Source organism: Yersinia ruckeri ATCC 29473, from assembly GCF_000754815.1.
In the GTDB taxonomy this organism is placed as follows: domain Bacteria; phylum Pseudomonadota; class Gammaproteobacteria; order Enterobacterales; family Enterobacteriaceae; genus Yersinia; species Yersinia ruckeri.
The window spans coordinates 551,373-568,295 of record NZ_KN150747.1 but is presented as its reverse complement, the minus strand read 5'-3'; the positions used below and the strand labels follow the sequence as shown (position 1 = coordinate 568,295).

The following is a 16,923-nucleotide window of genomic DNA, read 5'->3' as shown; positions in this document are numbered from 1 at the left end:
ATTTAACTGACACAGATTATGGCCAGCATAAACCGCAGGTAAACCACCGGTTGGCGACTGTTCTATCCCGTTATATCAACCCAACACTTTCGCTATATTACGCTTATCCTCCAACAGGAATCATTGTGAATGAAACAGATTACCCAACCGATGCTGGTACAAATGAGCGAACGCGCACGACAGGTTAGCCGCCTGCGCTCCAATCATAATTTTCATCCAGAGCTGGACGACGCTATTCAGCGCCTGGCCATTGCCATGGAGCCGCTCACTTACGTTCGCCCACACCGCCACCCACACACTTGGGAGCTGTTGACAGCGTTGTCCGGCCATTTTGTCGTCCTGCTGTTTAACGATCAGGGAGAAGTCATTGAGCGGGTATTATTGGGTAAGGAAGTCGCTATCTTGGAAATTCCAGCCAATACTTGGCATGCGGTGAGGTCAATGGAAGAAAACGCGGTGATTTTCGAAGTCAAACACGGCCCTTATCAGCCGATAATTGCGGAAGACTTCGCCAGTTGGTCACCGGCTGAAGGCGATTCTACCGTCGCTAATCTGGTGGAATGGTATGCCTCTGCATCGGCTGGCCAACGCTATCTGAGATAAACCACGTAAAAAAACCGGAGTCCCAAAAGACTCCGGTTTGACTACCCTGCTGCACCTAACCACTCACGGGTTTTATTCGCAAACAGGCTTTCCCTTTGGTATTGGCGAATAATATCAACGTTGAATACTTTTAAATTTCCGCGTGGTATCGGTTAATGCCACTTCTGTCGGTAGGCGCTCCATAGAACTGGCACCGTAGAAACCATCACATTGTGGGCAGTTATCCATAATGTATTGTGCATCTTCCGGCGTAGAGATCGGCCCGCCATGACAAAGCACAATCACATCTTCACGCACACCTTTTGCCGCCTTGGCCCATTCATTAATCAGTGGAACACAATCGGCCAGTTTGAGCGCGGTATCGGCACCGATGTTGCCGCCGGTGGTTAACCCCATATGCGGCACGATAATATCCGCACCGGCCTCAGTCATGGCGATAGCATCTGCTGCACTGAAAACATAAGGTGTAGTGAGCAAATCTTTCTGATGAGCCAGACGAATCATATCCACTTCCAGCTGGTATCCCATGCCGGTTTCTTCGAGATTGGCACGGAAGTTACCGTCAATTAATCCTACTGTTGGGAAGTTCTGTACCCCCGAAAAACCCAATTGCTTCAAATGGCTCAGAAAATAGTCAAACTGGCAGAACGGATCAGTACCATTTACTCCCGCCAAAACTGGCGTTTTTTTAACCACAGGCAGAACTTCTTTGGCCATATCGACAACAATTTCGTTGGCATTGCCGTAGGCCAATAATCCGGCTAAAGAGCCACGACCAGCCATGCGATAACGGCCAGAGTTGTAGATAACGATCAAATCGATACCACCAGCCTCTTCACACTTCGCTGACAAGCCTGTACCGGCTCCGCCGCCAATAATTGGCTCACGGCGGGCAATCATCTCTCTGAATTTATTCAAAATTTCATGACGTTGAAATCCTGGCATATTACTTCTCCGCAGATATTTTCATTATCTCGTTAAAAGTCTCGGCGGCAGCCTGAGCAAAACGCGGATCATTAATATTGAATGGGTAATGAACCAGACGCCGCCTGTCGGTTTGAATCACCGTTTCTTCCAGTGCGCGAATAAAGGCACCTGAGGCGTTTTCATCCCAGAACGGTTGACCCGGCGCGTCCAGTGCGGAAAAACCACCAGCAGGAATCAGAAAACGGACTTCCCCCTGGCAACGGTTTAATTTCTCACCGATCCAACGCGCCATTTGAATATTTTCCAGCTCGGTGGTACGCATCAGCGTGACCTGAGCATTGTGCTTATAGAACAACCGATCGGCGTATTTGGCCGGTATGCTGGCAGGACTACCGAAATTCACCATATCCAGCGCACCGCAGGAGCCGATATAAGGAATACGAGTTTCAGCGATGGCATCGAGTCTTTCTGGCCCGCAGGCTAAGACTCCGTCAAATAATAAATCGCAGACTTCCGTGGTGGTCAGATCCAGTACACCCGCAAGCAACCCGCTTGCCGCCAGTTTCTCCATTGCTTTACCACCACTGCCAGTCGCGTGGAACACCAGACAATCATATTCATCGGCTAATTGTGCGCTCACCGCCTGAATGCAGGGTGTTGTGACACCAAACATTGTCAAGCCCACCGCTGGTTTGCCATTGTCCGTAACCTGCTCTTTTGCAAAATACGCGGCACCCGCAATCTGATGGGCAGCATTACTCAGCACTCGACGGGAAATACGATTCAAACCCGCAATATCAGTAACGGAATACATCATGGAGATATCACTTGCCCCGATATATGCCGATACATCACCGGATGCCATGGTAGAAACCATTAATTTCGGCACCCCAATCGGTAGATTTTGCATCGCCGGAGTAATCAGCGCAGTACCACCGGAACCGCCCAATCCCAATAAGGCAGCAACATCATCGCATTGAGCCATAAAGCGCTCGAAAGCCAACGCCATCGCACTAATCGCCATGCCGCGATCGCCGCAGAACACCGCCTGACGACCATCAGGATGATAACTGGCGACAGTGGCGGCACTGATATCGGTGTGGCTATTCCGGTGTTCTGATTGAGTCGATAAATCAACCGTTACGGTTTTCAGACCAACAGCTTTAATCAGATCGCTGACATACATCAGCTCCTCGCCTTTGGTGTCTGCCGTGGTCGCGATATAAATATAACGAGACATCACATCATCCTTCTGTAAGGTACTGGCTAATAATTTATTGTTTTTATTGGAAATTATTAATCCCTGGCGGTCGAGAAATCAATCAATCTGGTTAAGATTAAGCCATAATGAGACAGTAGTATCATTTTAGCAAAGTGTAATAGCGCAAGATGAGACTACCGTCCCAAAAACAGCCCAGGTATAAAACTCATGCATAGGGTTTTATGCGAGTGATTTGGTATAGTGAAGTCAATTGACCTGTTCTTATGGAGCGACCGTGAATATTCCAGCCCAGCCCGAGCGATCTACTCCATCGTTGACCACCATCAGAGCTAGAACTCAGCGGCTACTGATCGATACCGCAATGAGCATGTATGAGTGCGGAGCCTTCCCATCAATCACCGAAGTCGCCAATGAAGCCAAAGTTTCACGGGCAACGGCTTATCGCTATTTCCCGACACAAAGCGCACTGGTTTCCGCGCTGGTCACTGAAAGTCTTGGGCCAATATTGGCATGGCAACCAACCCAACCGGATGCCGGACAGCGCGTGGCTGAGTTGCTCTCATTCGCTTATCCACGAATGTTACAACACGAAGCTGTACTGCGAGCAGCGTTGCATCTTTCCCTGCAACAATGGGCTGACGCCCGTTGCCATTCAGACAGTACCGAGAAACTGGTGCGAGGTAACCGCAAACGACTATTGAAATTGGCCATGGAACCGATGGAAGGGAAATTATCGCCAGAAGCCTTACAGCGGGTGATTCATGCTCTCTCGCTCATTTATGGTTCTGAAGTGTTTATGGTACTAAAAGATATCTGGCATCTGGAAGATGATGCTATTCAGGATGTGACACAGTGGATGGGCAAAGCTATTTTGGCTCAGGCGGAGAAAGACGCAGCTAACGGGTAATATGCGGCAGCATTCTCATGTTGCCGCACTCAGATTTACACAGCTTCGAGCCGCGCATAGGCCGCCACCAGCCACTTGATCCCTTCACCGGGAAAGGCAACCTGTAAGCGGCTATGCTCACCACTGCCTTCCAGATTCACCACCGTACCTTCACCGAATTTAGGATGACGAACCCGCTGCCCCAACGAGAAGCCGCTATCGTTCTCATTCATTGGTGTTCCCATCCGGCGATGATTGACCGCACGCGTCACGCTAGCGCGTAGTCTCACCTCTTCAATACATTCCTGCGGCAATTCGCCGATAAAACGAGAAGGACGATGATTCACTTCTTTACCGTACAAACGGCGACTTTCTGCATAGCAGAGAGTCAATTTTTGCATTGCGCGAGTTAAGCCGACATAAGCCAGACGGCGCTCTTCCTCCAAACGTCCACCTTCATCCAGCGACATCTGGCTCGGAAACATACCCTCTTCCATACCGACAATAAATACCTGTGGGAATTCCAACCCTTTGGCCGAGTGCAACGTCATCAATTGCACCGCATCCTGATAGGCATCAGCCTGGCCCTCGCCAGCCTCCAGCGCTGCGTGAGACAAGAACGCCTGCAATGGCATCAAGTCTTCATCTTCATCCTGATAGCTGTACTGACGCGTCGCGTTGACCAATTCCTCAAGGTTCTCAATACGAGCCTGGCCTTTTTCGCCTTTTTCCTGTTCATACATGATCCACAGCCCGGAATCACGAATGACCCGATCGGTTTGCACATGTAATGGCATATCAGCGGTTTCGTGAGCCAGTGAATCCACCAGTTCAACAAAACGCTGTAAGGCAGAAGCCGCACGCCCCGCCAGTACTTGGCTTTGCAATAACTCGCGAGTCGCCTGCCACAAGGTAAACTGACGATCCCGTGCAGTGTGGCGCACCACATCCAATGTCCGATCGCCAATGCCGCGGGTCGGCGTATTCACTACCCGCTCAAAAGCCGCATCGTCATTGCGGTTCGAAATCAAGCGCAGATAAGCCAGAGAGTCTTTGATCTCCTGCCGTTCGAAGAAGCGTTGACCACCATAAATACGATACGGCATTGAAGTTTGCAGCAAAGCCTCTTCCAACACGCGGGATTGGGCGTTACTGCGGTACAAAATGGCGCAATCATTGAGTGCCCCACCGTGATCCTGCCAGGCTTTAATCCGGTTAACCACAAAGCGCGCTTCATCCAGCTCGTTAAACGCACAATAAATCGAGATCGGCTCACCTTCAGCACCTTCAGTCCACAAATTTTTCCCCATCCGGCCATCATTGTTGGCAATCAGGGTATTGGCGGCTTTCAGGATGGTACTGGTCGAACGATAGTTCTGCTCCAGACGGATGGTTTCCGCACCGGGAAAATCCTTCAGGAAGCGTTGAATATTCTCAACCTGCGCACCACGCCAGCCATAGATTGACTGATCATCATCGCCCACGATCATCACATTGGAACGTTCACCCGCCAGCAGGCGAATCCACGCGTACTGGATGCTGTTGGTATCTTGGAACTCATCAACCAGAATGTTGGTAAAGCGTTCACGATAGTGGTTCAAAATATGCGGTTTATTCAGCCAAAGCTCATGGGCGCGCAGCAATAACTCGGCAAAATCCACCAAACCGGCACGATCGCAGGCCTCTTGATAGGCCTGATAAATACGCAGCCAGGTCGCCTCAACCGGGTTACCATAACTTTCAATGTGTTGAGGCCGCAGGCCTTCGTCTTTTTTACCGTTGATGTACCACATCGCCTGACGCGGTGGCCACTGTTTCTCATCAAGATTCAGTGCCTTAACAATACGTTTCAGTAAGCGGTGCTGGTCGTCGCTGTCGAGGATTTGAAAATCCTGCGGCAGATTGGCATCCAAATGATGAGCGCGCAGCAAACGGTGTGCCAAACCGTGGAAGGTTCCGATCCACATACCGCCTTGGCTGGTACCAATCAGATGCTCAATCCGATGGCGCATTTCTGCCGCCGCCTTATTGGTAAAAGTCACAGCAATAATGGAATACGGCGAAGCATTTTCCACAGAGAGCAGCCAGGCAATACGATGCACCAGCACCCGGGTTTTACCACTGCCCGCACCGGCCAGTACCAACAGGTTGCTGCGTGGAGCGGCCACGGCTTCGCGTTGTTTTTCATTCAGGCTGTCGAGCAGATCAGAAACGTCCATAGGCACCGTTTATCGGGTAAGGGAAAACCACCGGGTCGCCGGAGTGACCGGACGACCGTCAGTATTCCACTGTGAATTTATACAGAGTAATTGAAGGATTATAACAATGCTGTCAGGGATGCCAACTGCGAAATTTCAATATGCGGCAGTAAACGGCTGTCATTAACCGCCATAATATTTTTCTGCCGATCGTTGATCCAGCAGGCTTGCATACCACAGCGCAACGAACCGGCCACGTCGGTGGTCAGATCGTCACCCACATGCAAAATATTTTCCAGTGGCAGATCCAGCTTATTCGCCGCTTTTTGGTACATATCACGATAAGGCTTGGCACGACCAGCGGGGCCAGAACGCAGCACAAACTGAAAATAACGGCTTAAACCACAAGCGGCAGGATCGGCATTCCCATTGGTGATAGCCACCAGAGGAAAACGTTCAGATAGCGCGGCTAGCGTATCGTGTGTGGCCGGGGGCACATAAATACGGCTGCGCCACAGGGCAAAGTTTTCCATCGCGGCATCAGCACCGTTGCTGGCTTCACTCTCGCCAAGACCTTGGCGTGTCAGCCCCAGCTTCAACGCCTGCCAACGCCATTGGGTCACATCATGATAAATATCAGGATCACTGGACAACAATTCAGCGCGCAAACGCTGAAAGTCTGCGGCCACCAGATGACGTAAATTAGGATGGTATTGCTGAAGAAACGCCACCGATTCCTGCTCAGTTCGGCTAATTACCGGACGATTATCATACAAAGTGTCATCCAGATCGAAGGTAATGGCGGCGATAGAATTAAGTGGTCGGTAAAAATGCATCAGGATTTGCCTCGTTTGGCTCGCGGATGAGCCGCATCATACACCGTTGCCAAATGTTGAAAGTCGAGGTGGGTGTAGATTTGTGTGGTGGTCAGATTGGCGTGGCCCAGCAATTCCTGCACCGCACGCAGATCGCCGCTGGACTCCAGCATATGGGTGGCAAAAGAGTGACGCAATTTATGGGGATGGATATGGCTGCTAACCCCTTGTTTTATGCCCCACTCAGCGAAACGTTTTTGTACGTTGCGAGCAGAAATGCGTTTTCCCGTATTGGCCAGAAAAATAGCGTCATCGCTAGGCGCAAACAAATCCCGCAGCGCCAACCAGTGCTGAAGCCAAGTGACTGCGGTCGCCCCCATCGGCACTTTGCGCTCTTTGCTACCTTTTCCCATCACCCAGATTTCGCCGCTGGCCAAATCTACGTGTTTGCCGTCCATTCCCACCAATTCAGCCAGACGTAAACCCGCGCCGTACATCACTTCCAGCATGGCTCGATCCCGCACCGCCAGAGGATCGTTAAGATCGATATCCAGCAGGCGGCTGACTTCGTCTACATCGATATTCTTAGGTAAATGTCGCCCCGTTCTCGGCGTACTGACACCTTTGGCCGGATTGGCGTGCAAAACGCCTTGGCTCACCAGCCAATCCAGAAAACTGCGTAGAGCAGAGAGACGCAATGCAAGGCTTGCAGACTGCAAACCGGCGCGTTTGCTGCGAGAAACCAACGACCTTACCTGCGCCGCATCCAGATTTTCCCAGTGACTCAGTTCCATTTGCCCCGCCAGTTCCATCAACGCCTGTAACTGACGGGAATAGCTGGTGATGGTCAACGGACTAAGCTGGCGCTCGACTTTCAGATAACGCAGAAAAGCCTCAACGGCATGAGAAAGTGCCGCGGGTTGGTTTGTCATACCGGTTCAATCCAACGCGCCAACAAGGCAGGTAACATCAGTGCCAATTGATCCAACATTACCGTGCCCATGCCGCGCTGATAGTGCTGATTATCTCGGCTGCTAAACATCAGCACCCCCAGATCGCCTTGCTCGCCGATCAAAGACATCGCCACCGAACCAATCTGTCTGGCCTGTGGTAAAAGCAGTAATAACTCGGCTCCGTTCAGGCTACCGAGATAATGGCGTTCGTTACCTAGCCGCTGAATACGCATAGGCTCAAAAGTATTACGCGATAAGCCTAAATGGGTGAAGTCCGAAGGCGCGCCAATATGCCAGCGGTCGCTGAACAAACGTATATTGGCACCGGCTAAGCCAAACTCTCGCGCCCACCGTTGCAGGCGATTGAGCATCTCTTGCAGACTATCGGCTCCAGCCAGATGAGTTTGCAGCTGTAAGAGCCGGTTAAACAACAATTCATTGAGTCCGGCCTGCTCCATCAACAGAGTAATCTCTTCTTCCAATTGATGGATCTGATTACGCTGACGAGCCAGTTGCCATTCCACCAGAGACACACTGCCCCGAACCGGATGGGGAATTTGCATCTGCTCAACCAGACGGGAGTTACGGATAAAGAAGTCAGGATTTTGCAACAAATACTGCATGACAGCGGCGTCGTCTAACTCAATGCCAGCCAGCGCCTGTTCCTCATAACTCTTCATTCTTCAACACCCATTATAAATGAATAAAACCATCGTAGACGTGGGTTGCAGGCCCGGTCATATACAACGGTTGGCCGAGTCCTTTCCAACTGATATCCAGGCTACCACCCGGCAACTCTACATGAACATCTTCGTCCAACAGCGCTTGTTGAATACCGACCGCGACGGCCGCACAGGCACCACTACCGCAGGCCTGGGTTTCCCCCGCACCACGTTCGTAGACCCGCAAACGGATGTGTTGTCGGCTCACTACCTGCATAAAACCAATATTGGCACGCTCGGGAAAACGTTCATGATTTTCTAATTCTGGCCCCAGCAACTCAACGTTAGCGGCCGAAACATCATCCACCTGCAAAACACAGTGGGGATTGCCCATCGAAACTACACCGCACAGCACTGTGTGCTCAGCGGCGCGTAAGATATAGGTCTTTTCCGCTTTTATCGCTTTAAATGGAATGGCCTGCGGCTCAAAGTTGGGTTCGCCCATATTGACGCTCACCATCTCATCATCCGTTACGCTCAGTACCATACGCCCAGTCTGTGTGCTGACCCGAATATCTCGCTTATTGGTCAGCCCCTTAATTCGTACAAAGCGGGCAAAGCAGCGGGCACCATTGCCACATTGGGAAACTTCGCTGCCATCGGCATTAAAAATACGGTAGTGGAAATCCAACTCCGGATCATAGGGTGGTTCAACTACCAGCATCTGATCAAAACCCACGCCAGTGTGCCGGTCTGCCAGTCGACGGATAAGCTCCGGCGAGAAATAAACATTCTGTGTGACAGCATCGACAACCATAAAATCATTGCCAAGACCGTGCATTTTGGAGAACTGCATATCATGCTCCACTGACTACTACTGGCTAAATCTGGACGCGATAACGTGATTTATCGTGCTACCCGTCTGGCCTCCTCAAACTGGAGGCTGACGTCAAACAACGGAATGAATCTGAATCACTGCGGGCCAGCAATAGACTGAGTCTGTTGCGAACCAGAATTATCTTGTTGGTTTTTCTGCACTTTACCTGAATCAGGTTGTACAGTTTCTGTTTTGGATTTTTCCGACGGAGGAAAATAAAGTGGCCCTTTTAAGCCACAGCCGGATAGCCCAAACAACATCATGGCGACCAGCGGCCAGCATAGTTCTCTTTTCATTGCATTAATGCCTGTAATTCATGCGTCCAAGGTCTCTATAATCGCAGGTGGATCATGAAAAGCAATAGGAATTGAATATGAACGATAGTGAGTTCCACCAATTAGCCGATCAATTGATGTTAAATATTGAAGCAATACTGGACAGTTTTACCGGCGATAGCGATATCGACTGTGAAACCAACGGCGGCGTTATGACCCTGACTTTCGAAAATGGCAGCAAGATTGTGATTAATCGTCAGGAACCGTTTCATCAGATTTGGCTGGCAACCAAAACTGGCGGTTACCACTTTAACTATCGGGAAAATGATTGGCATTGCGATCGTAGCGGTAAAACGTTCTACACGCTGTTGTCAGAAGCTGCGACAACCCAAGCCGGTGAAGACGTTAGCTTCGGTTAGTCAATGACCCACTACGCAGAAGGACACAAAACAACGTGTCCCTCATTTTGATAAAAATCTTAATGCAGTTGGAACTGTTGTGCTGGCGCAGCAATTTCTTTCTCTGGCGGATTGGCACAAATTTGAGATAGCGTGGTGCTACGGAACGGAATCACCTGCGTGCGTCCATCCAACTGCACAATCTGGTAAAACTGCGGCAAGTTGAAGTTGATAAAACTGGATCCATAGGTAAAGCGGTCGTGAGACGATGAATAGAAACGGCTGACATCACGCACCAACTCTTCTTTACTGCCTTCGCAATGGTGATACACCTCAACCCGATTGGTTTCATCAAGGATATAGATATTGAAACCTTTCCCATCGCTGGTGCCTTCGAAGAAGAACTGAATAATTCCTTCGCTGGCAAAACCGTCCACTACCGGCGGCAAATGCACCTGATCGGCTTCCACCTGAATCGATAACCCATGCAGCTTGTTATTGGAGATAGCACCGTAGAATTCCACGGCATTCTCCAACTTCTGCACTGAGACACTCAAGCGCTCGAAGAATAACCCCCAGGTTTGCCCCGCCACCCGTACTGCTTTAAAACGGCCTGGTTCCTGACGAGTACTGGAGAGTCGCAGTTCAATGCACTCAGAAACCAATTGCTGAATACGGGTACGGATCAAACCACGTAAATGCTGGCTATAGCAGAATACGTCCACCGATTCCGGCGGTGCCGCATCCTGATGCATTTTGCCCAAAATCGTTTTCAATGCTTCCAATACCGACTGCTCACCACTGAAATGCAGGGTTCGCACTTCATTCCACGAGTTGCGGTACAACAAATCGATACTGCCAACCAGACATTGCTGCTGTTCGCCAAAGCTGAAAACATCCAGTTTGCGGAAATCAAAATGCACTATCTGGTTGCGGAATGCAGCCGTCGGGTCGTTTTCCAGATTAACAATAATTGCCAGATGGCGAATTTCACACGGGCTATACAAGGCTTTTGGCGTAGGTGCAGACAAGCGCAACGGGAAGTGATGAGATACATCCGTCACCAGTTCTTGCAGCTTGGTGGTGTCACACAGATTGGCACTTTTAATATGTAGATGGGTTTTCGACGTCAATAACCCGTTGAAGTAGGCCCAAGCCACCAATTTATTCAGGTAACGGTTATATTCCAGCGGCTGGTGACTGACAATCGCATCCATCGACGGAGCCTGATTATACAAGTACCAGCCAGGGCGATTCGCACGACCAGCGGGGACATGGATAAAGGTCAAGTGCTCTTCCGATAAATCGGGTGAAATTTGCGGATTTACCAGCGTCACTTTGCCTGGTAGCGCTTCAAATGCCGCATACAGTTTACGGGTTAACACCCCGATATCCTGCGGGCTAGCACTAACACTCAGGTTATTACGGCGCGCGAAGCGGATCAGATTACGATAACTCTGCATCATCGCATCCAACAGTTCGTTGTGGGCTTCACGCACTCGACCAATTTTCCAGTTGGCTCGATTATCCAGCACTTCCAGACGTTCTTCACTCCAACCCCATTCGCTGACGAGTTGGCTGAGGACTTCACGTCGCCAACCACTACTGGCTGGCGTTTTGGATAGCTTCTCGCAAACTTTGAGATAGAAGCAACGGCGCACTAAATCCAGACGGGTGCTGTCTTCAATCTGGGTGAGATAGCGGGTGACGCGATCCAACATCATGCAATAAGCATCCAGACCGAACGAAACAATCTCACCGTGATGTAAGCGTTGTTTGATCTCCATCGCCAGCAGTTGCGAATTCGGGTATTCCCACGAATAAGCCTCCAGCAACAGCGTTTTCAACACCGCTTTATAGGGGGAATCAATACTTTTATACAGTTGCCAAAGGCTGGCACCAAAATACTCTTCAGCCGATAGCGTACTCAGGCCGCCGAGATCCAGCCATTCGTTCGGCGTCAGTGCGCCCTGAGCGTAGAGGGACAATACATAGTCATCATAATTACCCTCTTCTTCTATTGGCACCATATTCCACAGAATACGTTTACCCGCCAGACGAACGGCACTGCGATAAAACTCGTCCAGTAACAGAATGTGCTGAGTAGAACCACAATCCTCGCCGCCCAGACTGCCGCTGGCATTGTGACGAAAACGATTTTCATCGATCAGGAAGAAACTCACCTCAACACCCATAGATGCTGCCCATTTCTCCAACAGGCTACATTTTTTCTGGAGCTGGTTACGCTCTTCCGTGTCCAGCCACGCCTGATGGCAGACCCAAATATCCAAATCCGAGGTACAACTTTGCCCGATAGAGGAAGTACTGCCCATGGTGTAAACGCCAGTAATCGGCAGTTCACCTTCCCGTATCAATTGCAGAGGTTCGCCCCATTTTGCTTCAACTTCAGTGAGATACTGTTGTTGTTTTTCATTAGGCGTGAAGAGACAGACGCCATGGGGAACGTTACCATCAAGGTAACCTGGCATCAGTGGGTGATGATAATGTAATAAGGTTGGCAGCTGACTGTAGACCTTTTGGAAGGCTGGCCCCATGGCCGCCAAGGCGCGATCGACTCGTAATTGGTTGATCGCATCCAGTCGCTGTTTCAGTGTCTCGATGTAGAGGTACAAGACGTCTCGCCTGATTGTTCCAGTGCCTAGAAAAAAACCCGTGCTCCAGATTCGTCTTTAGTTTAGAAGAATATTTAACGAATTATTGCTGGAAACGTGATCAATCTAACACCTTGCCGATTGACCGTAAAGAAAGTAAAGCTATCTTCCCTATTCTAATGTGAATCCCTTTCCCCTTATTCGCTGGCTCATTTGTTACCATAGCGTCTTTCGGGTGCGGTTATCCGCCTGATCCTTGTGGTTTCTGCACTGACAGCTTTCCCTTCTCAGTGTTAGGATGGTGAGCTAAATATAAAAACGGTAATGACCATGTCAGACAAAATTATTCGAATTGCCACGCGACAAAGCCCACTGGCAATGTGGCAGGCGCATTATGTGCAACAACTCCTGCAAACCTGTCATTCTGGGCTGAAAGTTGAGTTGGTGCCGATGGTCACTCGCGGAGATATCATCCTCGATACACCACTGGCCAAAGTGGGCGGCAAAGGTCTATTTGTAAAAGAATTGGAATTGGCATTACTGGAAGATCGTGCAGATATCGCCGTTCATTCGATGAAAGACGTTCCCATCGCCTTCCCACAAGGTCTCGGATTGGTCACGATTTGTGAACGTGATGATCCACGAGATGCTTTTGTCTCCAATAATTACCAGCGTATGGATGACCTCCCGGCTGGCAGTATTGTCGGCACCTCCAGCCTGCGTCGTCAGTGTCAGTTGCGCCAACGCCGTCCGGACCTGATAGTCAAAGATTTACGTGGCAACGTAGGTACCCGTTTATCCAAATTGGATCAAGGTGACTACGATGCCATTATTCTGGCCGTTGCCGGTTTAAATCGCCTCGGATTGAAAGATCGAATCCGCTATGCCATGAGTCCGGAAGAATCCCTCCCAGCGGTCGGCCAGGGTGCCGTTGGTATTGAATGTCGTCTGGATGACAACCTGACGCGCGCATTGCTGGCACCACTGAATCATCGCCCGACCGAACTGCGGGTCTGCGCCGAGCGAGCAATGAATACTCGTCTAGAAGGCGGTTGTCAGGTTCCGATCGGTAGCTACGCCATATTGGAAGATGACACCCTCTGGCTGCGCGCATTGGTCGGCGCACCGGACGGTAGTCAGATGATTTGCGGTGAGCGCCGCGGCCCGGCCACCCATGCCGAACAAATGGGCATTGAACTGGCCGATGAACTGCTATCTCGCGGTGCCAAAGCGATTCTGGCGTTGGTTTATCAGGATAATCCGCCACTATGACCATTCTGGTAACCCGCCCTTCTCCAGCCGGTGAGCAATTAGTCAGCCGCCTGCGCGCTATGGGCCGGGTTGCCTATCATGCGCCCCTGATTGATTTTTCACCGGGTCGTGACTTGCCTCGCTTACCGGCCATACTGGCGGAAATGCAGGCCGGTGATTTGGTTTTTGCGCTGTCACAAAATGCCATTCGTTATGCCAACCCGCTGTTAAACAGAAATAAACTGTTCTGGCCCGCTGAGCTATCTTATTATGCAATAGGTCGCTCAACAGCATTGGCGCTGCATACGGTTAGCCACCTGAAAGTCACTTTCCCACCGGCGGGCGAAACCAGTGAGATGCTGCTTTTGCTACCTGATTTACAGGATTTACGTGGAAAAAAAGTGCTGTTACTGCGAGGCAACGGTGGGCGGGAACTGCTCGGCGAAAGTCTGGCTGCGCGTGGCGCTGAAGTGACATTTTGCGAATGTTATCAGCGTAGCCCTATTTATTACGAAGGCAGTGAACAAAGTGCGCATTGGCAACGGTCTGGCGTCGATATGTTGGTGGTGACCAGCGGTGAAATGTTACAACAGCTCTATACTTTAATTCCTGATTACTATCGTTCTTCCTGGCTGCTGCGCTGCCGCCTGATAGTGGTGAGTGATCGTTTGGCGACCCTTGCCAGCCAATTAGGTTGGAGCGACATTCGGGTCGCTGAGAATGCCGATAATGACGCGCTGATCCGCGCGCTACAATAAACCTGACTATGGGATGCCCAATATGACGGAACACACTACCCCATCCGCCCCCGTGGACGAAACAACCACAGCGGTTGAGAGGCCCCAACAGCCAGTGGCCGAGACGCCGAAAAACAAAGGCACTGGACCCATTCTGGGTACCCTGGCCATTGCAATCGCGATTCTCTTGAGTGGCGGTCTTTATTATCAGAGCCATCAACAAAACCAGCAATTACAAGCAGCTAATCAGGCATTGCAAGAGCAACTCGCGGCATTAAAGCAAAGCCAGTCACAAGAACAACAACAGCTTGAGACACGCTTGCAGCAGCAGGGGAAAGCGCTAGATGCAGCCGATCGTCAGCAAGCCTCACTGGCTCGTCAACTCGATGAGTTACAAGGGAAAGTTGCCACGATTTCTGGCAGTGATGCCAAAGCCTGGCTATTGGCTCAGGCCGATTTTCTGGTGAAAATGGCAGGCCGCAAACTGTGGAGCGACCAGGATGTCACCAGCGCCGCGACCTTGTTGAAAAGCGCTGATGCCAGCCTGGCCGATATGAATGACCCGAGTTTAATTGAAGTCCGTCGTGCCATTACTGAAGATATTGGTACGCTGTCTGCCGTTAGCCAGATTGATTTTGACGGCATCATTCTCAAACTGAATCTGCTTTCTAATCAAGTTGATAACCTACGTATGGCGGATAACGTTACTGACGACGCGCCGATGGATGAAGACAGCACCGAACTCTCCGGCTCCCTTTCCGACTGGAAGCAGAATTTATCTAAAAGCTGGCACAGTTTCCTGACCGACTTCGTGACTATCCGTCGCCGCGATAGCAGCGCCGAACCTCTGTTGGCTCCGAACCAGGACATTTATCTACGGGAAAATATTCGATCCCGCCTGTTAGTGGCCGCACAAGCGGTTCCGCGCCACCAGGATGAAGTTTACAAACAGTCACTGGAAACTATTTCGACCTGGGTACGAGCTTATTTCGACGTTAACGATCCAAGTACCAAGGCGTTCCTTGATGAGCTGGAAAGCCTCAGTCAGCAGTCGATTTCCATGGATGTACCGGACCAACTCAAAAGTCAGCCATTATTGGAAAAACTGATGCAAACCCGTGTCCGTAACCTATTGGCACAAACGCCAGCCGCTAATCCGGAGGAATAAGTATGATTCGAGTCTTACTGCTCTTCCTGTTGTTGATCGCCGGGATTATTCTCGGCCCGATGCTGGCGGGTCATCAAGGTTATGTACTGATACAGACCGATGACTACAATATCGAAACCAGCATCACCAAACTGAGCATCATGTTGATCGCGTTGCTCTTCGTACTGTTTGCCATCGAATCCGTGCTACGTCGGATGTTCCGCACTGGGGCTCGTACCCGTGGTTGGTTTATTGGTCGCAAACGTAGCCGCGCCCGTAAGCAGACCAAAGCGGCTCTGATCAAACTGGCGGAAGGGGATTTCAAGCAGGTTGAACAATTACTGACCCGCAATGCCGATCACGCGGAACAGCCAATGGTTAACTACCTATTGGCAGCCGAAGCGGCACAGCAACGTGGCGATGAGTTCCGGACGAATCAATATCTGGAGCGAGCAGCTGAAGTCGCTGATACCGACCAGTTACCGGTAGATATCACTCGGGTACGTATCCAACTGGCACAGGGGCAGATTCATGCCGCCCGCCACGGTGTTGATCGGTTGCTGGAACAAGCACCGCGTCATCCGGAAGTGTTGCGTCTGGCCGAGCAGGCTTATCTAGGTACTGGCGCTTTCAGCTCCTTGCTGGACATTCTCCCCGCCATGCAAAAAGTACAGTTGCACACTGAAAGCGAAATCAGCGCGCTACAGCAGCGGGCTTATATTGGCATTATGAATCAATGCATGGCTGAAGAAGGCAGCGATGGATTGAAACGCTGGTGGCACGATCAGAACCGCAAAGTCCGCCATAATGTGGCGCTACAAGTGGCTCTGGCGGATCATCTGATTGAATGTGACGATCACCAAGTGGCACAACAAGTGATTCTGGATGGATTGAAGCGTCAATACGATGAAAGACTGATCTTGTTGATCCCGCGTCTTAAATCCGGCAATCCCGAACCATTGGAAAAAGCGCTGCGTCAGCAAATCAAGCAACATGGCGCTACGCCTTTGCTCAACAGCACGCTGGGGCAACTGATGCTGAAGCACGGCGAGTGGGAGCAAGCCAGCGAAGCCTTCCGTGCCGCGCTGCAACAGCGACCAGATGGATACGATTACGCCTGGCTGGCCGATGCTTATGACAAGCTACATCGCCCGGAAGATGCAGCCCAAGTACGCCGCGAAGGGCTAATGCTGACCCTGAAACAAAACGGCGAGTAAGTCACTTTCTATGCTTGAGATAGGCTCCTGCGGGAGCTTTTCTTTTTTCTGCCCATCGACAAACTTTCCTAATGGCAAAAAAAAACACTTGCCGATTAAGCAAGTGTCATAAAATATCAGGTCTACAGTCAGCAGATTGGTGC

General features: G+C 50.7%; 16 protein-coding genes. 7 read left to right on the top strand and 9 right to left on the bottom strand.

Annotated features, from left to right (window positions below):
* The first annotated feature begins 129 nt into the window (after nucleotides 1-129).
* Nucleotides 130-603, top strand: a complete 474-nt coding sequence (locus tag DJ39_RS02565; protein ID WP_004722711.1) for a WbuC family cupin fold metalloprotein — start codon at nucleotides 130-132, stop codon at nucleotides 601-603.
* Between the two features lie 114 nt (nucleotides 604-717).
* Here DJ39_RS02565 and DJ39_RS02560 read toward each other — a convergent pair whose 3' ends face one another.
* Nucleotides 718-1,548, bottom strand: coding sequence for a phosphoenolpyruvate hydrolase family protein (locus DJ39_RS02560; protein WP_004722713.1), 831 nt, complete (start codon nucleotides 1,546-1,548; stop codon nucleotides 718-720).
* 1 nt (nucleotide 1,549) lies between these two features.
* On the bottom strand, nucleotides 1,550-2,770 hold the full coding sequence (locus DJ39_RS02555; protein ID WP_004722715.1) for a Tm-1-like ATP-binding domain-containing protein: 1,221 nt from the start codon (nucleotides 2,768-2,770) through the stop codon (nucleotides 1,550-1,552).
* Nucleotides 2,771-3,026: 256 nt separating this feature from the next.
* Here DJ39_RS02555 and DJ39_RS02550 point away from each other — a divergent pair, with 256 nt between their 5' ends.
* Nucleotides 3,027-3,659 carry a TetR/AcrR family transcriptional regulator gene (locus DJ39_RS02550; RefSeq protein ID WP_004722717.1) on the top strand — a complete coding sequence of 211 codons (633 nt, stop codon included), beginning with the start codon at nucleotides 3,027-3,029 and terminating at the stop codon, nucleotides 3,657-3,659.
* A 35-nt stretch (nucleotides 3,660-3,694) separates the two neighbouring features.
* Here DJ39_RS02550 and uvrD read toward each other — a convergent pair whose 3' ends face one another.
* The 6 genes from uvrD to lptM form a co-directional block, all read right to left on the bottom strand.
* Nucleotides 3,695-5,857: a DNA helicase II gene (uvrD, locus tag DJ39_RS02545; protein WP_004722718.1), complete on the bottom strand. Its 2,163-nt coding sequence runs from the start codon at nucleotides 5,855-5,857 to the stop codon at nucleotides 3,695-3,697.
* A 98-nt stretch (nucleotides 5,858-5,955) separates the two neighbouring features.
* Nucleotides 5,956-6,672 carry a 5-amino-6-(5-phospho-D-ribitylamino)uracil phosphatase YigB gene (yigB, locus tag DJ39_RS02540; RefSeq protein ID WP_038243149.1) on the bottom strand — a complete coding sequence of 239 codons (717 nt, stop codon included), beginning with the start codon at nucleotides 6,670-6,672 and terminating at the stop codon, nucleotides 5,956-5,958.
* Nucleotides 6,672-7,583 (bottom strand): tyrosine recombinase XerC, encoded by a 912-nt coding sequence (gene xerC / locus DJ39_RS02535; protein ID WP_038251131.1) that lies wholly within the window; start codon nucleotides 7,581-7,583, stop codon nucleotides 6,672-6,674. The genes yigB and xerC overlap by 1 nt, the downstream gene beginning before the upstream one ends.
* The gene (locus DJ39_RS02530; RefSeq protein WP_004722723.1) at nucleotides 7,580-8,284 is read right to left on the bottom strand and encodes a DUF484 domain-containing protein; all 705 of its coding nucleotides are present in this window, start codon (nucleotides 8,282-8,284) and stop codon (nucleotides 7,580-7,582) included. Before DJ39_RS02530 ends, xerC begins: the two co-directional genes overlap by 4 nt.
* Before the next feature lie 13 nt (nucleotides 8,285-8,297).
* A complete protein-coding gene (gene dapF, locus DJ39_RS02525) occupies nucleotides 8,298-9,122 on the bottom strand; it encodes a diaminopimelate epimerase (RefSeq protein WP_038251130.1) in 825 nt (274 codons plus the stop codon).
* A 116-nt stretch (nucleotides 9,123-9,238) separates the two neighbouring features.
* Complete coding sequence (gene lptM / locus DJ39_RS02520) at nucleotides 9,239-9,439, bottom strand: LPS translocon maturation chaperone LptM (protein ID WP_004722727.1); 201 nt, start codon at nucleotides 9,437-9,439, stop codon at nucleotides 9,239-9,241.
* Between the two features lie 77 nt (nucleotides 9,440-9,516).
* Here lptM and cyaY point away from each other — a divergent pair, with 77 nt between their 5' ends.
* The gene (gene cyaY / locus DJ39_RS02515) at nucleotides 9,517-9,837 is read left to right on the top strand and encodes an iron donor protein CyaY (RefSeq protein WP_004722729.1); all 321 of its coding nucleotides are present in this window, start codon (nucleotides 9,517-9,519) and stop codon (nucleotides 9,835-9,837) included.
* Between the two features lie 59 nt (nucleotides 9,838-9,896).
* Here cyaY and DJ39_RS02510 read toward each other — a convergent pair whose 3' ends face one another.
* Entirely contained in the window at nucleotides 9,897-12,449 is a 2,553-nt protein-coding gene (locus tag DJ39_RS02510; protein ID WP_004722730.1) for a class I adenylate cyclase, read from the bottom strand.
* 309 nt (nucleotides 12,450-12,758) lie between these two features.
* Here DJ39_RS02510 and hemC point away from each other — a divergent pair, with 309 nt between their 5' ends.
* Genes hemC through hemY form a run of 4 tightly spaced genes read left to right on the top strand, consistent with a single transcriptional unit; the run spans nucleotide 12,759 to nucleotide 16,780 of the window.
* Nucleotides 12,759-13,700, top strand: coding sequence for a hydroxymethylbilane synthase (gene hemC / locus DJ39_RS02505; RefSeq protein WP_038243138.1), 942 nt, complete (start codon nucleotides 12,759-12,761; stop codon nucleotides 13,698-13,700).
* Nucleotides 13,697-14,437 (top strand): uroporphyrinogen-III synthase, encoded by a 741-nt coding sequence (hemD, locus tag DJ39_RS02500; protein WP_038243135.1) that lies wholly within the window; start codon nucleotides 13,697-13,699, stop codon nucleotides 14,435-14,437. The genes hemC and hemD overlap by 4 nt, the downstream gene beginning before the upstream one ends.
* Nucleotides 14,438-14,459: 22 nt before the next feature.
* Nucleotides 14,460-15,584 carry a uroporphyrinogen-III C-methyltransferase gene (hemX, locus tag DJ39_RS02495; RefSeq protein ID WP_038243132.1) on the top strand — a complete coding sequence of 375 codons (1,125 nt, stop codon included), beginning with the start codon at nucleotides 14,460-14,462 and terminating at the stop codon, nucleotides 15,582-15,584.
* A gap of 2 nt (nucleotides 15,585-15,586) precedes the next feature.
* Complete coding sequence (gene hemY, locus DJ39_RS02490; RefSeq protein WP_004722740.1) at nucleotides 15,587-16,780, top strand: protoheme IX biogenesis protein HemY; 1,194 nt, start codon at nucleotides 15,587-15,589, stop codon at nucleotides 16,778-16,780.
* Nucleotides 16,781-16,923: the final 143 nt, after the last annotated feature.

Bases quoted from the DNA above. Each gene is read 5' to 3' on its own strand.
- DJ39_RS02565 (WP_004722711.1), top strand. From the start codon at position 130: ATGAAACAGATTACCCAACCGATGCTGGTACAAATGAGCGAACGCGCA.
- DJ39_RS02560 (WP_004722713.1), bottom strand. From the start codon at position 1,548: ATGCCAGGATTTCAACGTCATGAAATTTTGAATAAATTCAGAGAGATG.
- DJ39_RS02555 (WP_004722715.1), bottom strand. From the start codon at position 2,770: ATGTCTCGTTATATTTATATCGCGACCACGGCAGACACCAAAGGCGAG.
- uvrD (WP_004722718.1), bottom strand. From the start codon at position 5,857: ATGGACGTTTCTGATCTGCTCGACAGCCTGAATGAAAAACAACGCGAA.
- yigB (WP_038243149.1), bottom strand. From the start codon at position 6,672: ATGCATTTTTACCGACCACTTAATTCTATCGCCGCCATTACCTTCGAT.
- xerC (WP_038251131.1), bottom strand. From the start codon at position 7,583: ATGACAAACCAACCCGCGGCACTTTCTCATGCCGTTGAGGCTTTTCTG.
- DJ39_RS02530 (WP_004722723.1), bottom strand. From the start codon at position 8,284: ATGAAGAGTTATGAGGAACAGGCGCTGGCTGGCATTGAGTTAGACGAC.
- dapF (WP_038251130.1), bottom strand. From the start codon at position 9,122: ATGCAGTTCTCCAAAATGCACGGTCTTGGCAATGATTTTATGGTTGTC.
- lptM (WP_004722727.1), bottom strand. From the start codon at position 9,439: ATGAAAAGAGAACTATGCTGGCCGCTGGTCGCCATGATGTTGTTTGGG.
- cyaY (WP_004722729.1), top strand. From the start codon at position 9,517: ATGAACGATAGTGAGTTCCACCAATTAGCCGATCAATTGATGTTAAAT.
- hemC (WP_038243138.1), top strand. From the start codon at position 12,759: ATGTCAGACAAAATTATTCGAATTGCCACGCGACAAAGCCCACTGGCA.
- hemD (WP_038243135.1), top strand. From the start codon at position 13,697: ATGACCATTCTGGTAACCCGCCCTTCTCCAGCCGGTGAGCAATTAGTC.
- hemX (WP_038243132.1), top strand. From the start codon at position 14,460: ATGACGGAACACACTACCCCATCCGCCCCCGTGGACGAAACAACCACA.
- hemY (WP_004722740.1), top strand. From the start codon at position 15,587: ATGATTCGAGTCTTACTGCTCTTCCTGTTGTTGATCGCCGGGATTATT.